This is a genomic window from Streptomyces calidiresistens (assembly GCF_014141525.1).
In the GTDB taxonomy this organism is placed as follows: domain Bacteria; phylum Actinomycetota; class Actinomycetes; order Streptomycetales; family Streptomycetaceae; genus Streptomyces; species Streptomyces calidiresistens.
On the sequence record NZ_VKHS01000976.1, the window covers coordinates 1 to 1,782 of the forward strand.

Annotated in this window: 2 protein-coding genes; both read right to left on the reverse strand. The window is 76.3% G+C overall.

The features are described from left to right. Positions 1-407: 407 nt before the first annotated feature. Positions 408-1,295 (reverse strand): diaminopimelate epimerase, encoded by an 888-nt coding sequence (gene dapF / locus FOE67_RS24670; protein WP_182667035.1) that lies wholly within the window; start codon positions 1,293-1,295, stop codon positions 408-410. A 64-nt stretch (positions 1,296-1,359) separates the two neighbouring features. Then, the coding region (locus FOE67_RS24675; RefSeq protein WP_228474257.1) for a hypothetical protein at positions 1,360-1,782 on the reverse strand (423 nt) is incomplete at its 5' end.

Sequence of the window (1,782 nt, forward strand, 5' to 3'; positions counted from 1 at the left end):
GGCCGGGGGGACTGCGGGGTGGGTGTCACCTCTGTGGTCATGGGACCTCCGCGGGCTCGGTCGTGGGACCGGCCCCGGGCCCGGTGCGATCCGGTGTTTCCCGTGACCTCCGCAGCGGTGCCGGTGCTTGATGCTACCGAGCCCGCCGGCGGGTGGGGTCGCCGGGCCGTACCGATGGCCGGGGATCACCCCCACGGGTGACCCGGGGGGTGGCGAAGCCGGCCGAAATCAATCGTCCGACGGCCGGGTAACACCGAGTGGCACCCGGGGCATTCCCCGCCCCGCGCGTCCCGGGCGACGGTCCCGGGTGGGAACGGCGGCCCGGCGAGCGGCGGGCCCCCGCCCGTCCCGCCGCTTCGACCCGGCGTCCCGGGCCCCGGCGGCGGTGCCGTTACGGGGGCCGGAACTCAGCGGACGGCGGCCCGGCCCCACCAGTCGGCGTCCAGGACCCCCTCGGCGACGATCTCGGCGGGGCCGGTCATCGTGATCTCCCCGTCGACGTCCTCGGTGATGACGAGGCTGCCGCCGGGCAGGTCCACGGTGTAGCGCAGGGGCGTGCCGGGGGCGGGGGTCCGGCCGTCGCGGCGGGCGGTGGCGACCATGACGGCGCAGGCGCCGGTGCCGCAGGAGCGGGTCTCGCCGGAGCCGCGTTCGTGGACCCGCATGGCGACGTGCGCCGGGCCCCGGTCCACCACGAACTCGACGTTGACTCCGTTGGGGTAGGCGCTCGCCGGGGCGACGGCGGGCGGCTCGGTGAGCGGTCCGGCGTCCTCGAGGTCGTCGACGAAGACCACGGCGTGCGGGTTGCCCATGTCGACCTGTCGACCGGGACGCACCCGGTCCCCCACCGTCACGGTGATCGTCTCGCCCGACCCGCCGGGCAGGCGAGCCCGGCCCATCTCCACGGTGGGGTCGCCGTCGGCGGTCAGGTGGACGCGTCGGAGGCCGGCGCGGGTGGCGACCGGGACGAGTCCCTCCTTCACCAGGCCGGCGCGCAGCAGGTACCGGGCGAAGACCCGCACCCCGTTGCCGCACATCTCCGCGACACCGCCGTCGGCGTTGCGGTAGTCCATGAACCACTCGGCGGTGTCGGCGAGCGCCCGTCCCTCCTCGATCGCCGCCGAACGCACCACCCGCAGCAGACCGTCGCCCCCGATCCCGGCGCGGCGGTCGCAGAGTCGGGCCACGGCGGCCGGGGGGATGTCCAGCAGACCCTCGTGGTCGGGGACGATGACGAAGTCGTTCTCGGTGCCGTGCCCCTTGAGGAACGGGACCGGGCGGGATGCGCTGCTCACGGCTCGATCGTACGGCCCGCGCGCCCGGGCGTCGCGGGGCGCTCCGGGCCGGTCGCGGCCGGGGTCAGCGCAGGCCGGCGACCCGGTGGGCGGCCAGCAGGGCGAGCACGACCAGGGCCGCCGCGTACAACAGGAGCACCCGCCAGTCGGGACGGCGGCCGGAGCCGGGCGGCGGCAGCCCGGGCCAGGTGTAGCCGACCCGCCGGGCGGCGATCACGCCCCAGCCGGCGGCACTGCACCCGATCAGCAGGCCCAGCATGGCGACCACGGCCCCCGCCTCGTCGAAGGCGAAGGCCAGCGGGAAGGCGAACATCAGGGAGCCGAGCAGACTGAACAGCACGATGGGCGCCAGTTGGAGCATGCGCATCCGGCGCTGGGGACGCAGTTCGGCGTAGGACTCGTCGCCCTCGCCCTCGCCCTCGTCCCCGGGGTCCCCGCCCACGGCTCCGGCATCGGAGGACCGGTCCTCCCGGGATGGGGCGGGGAC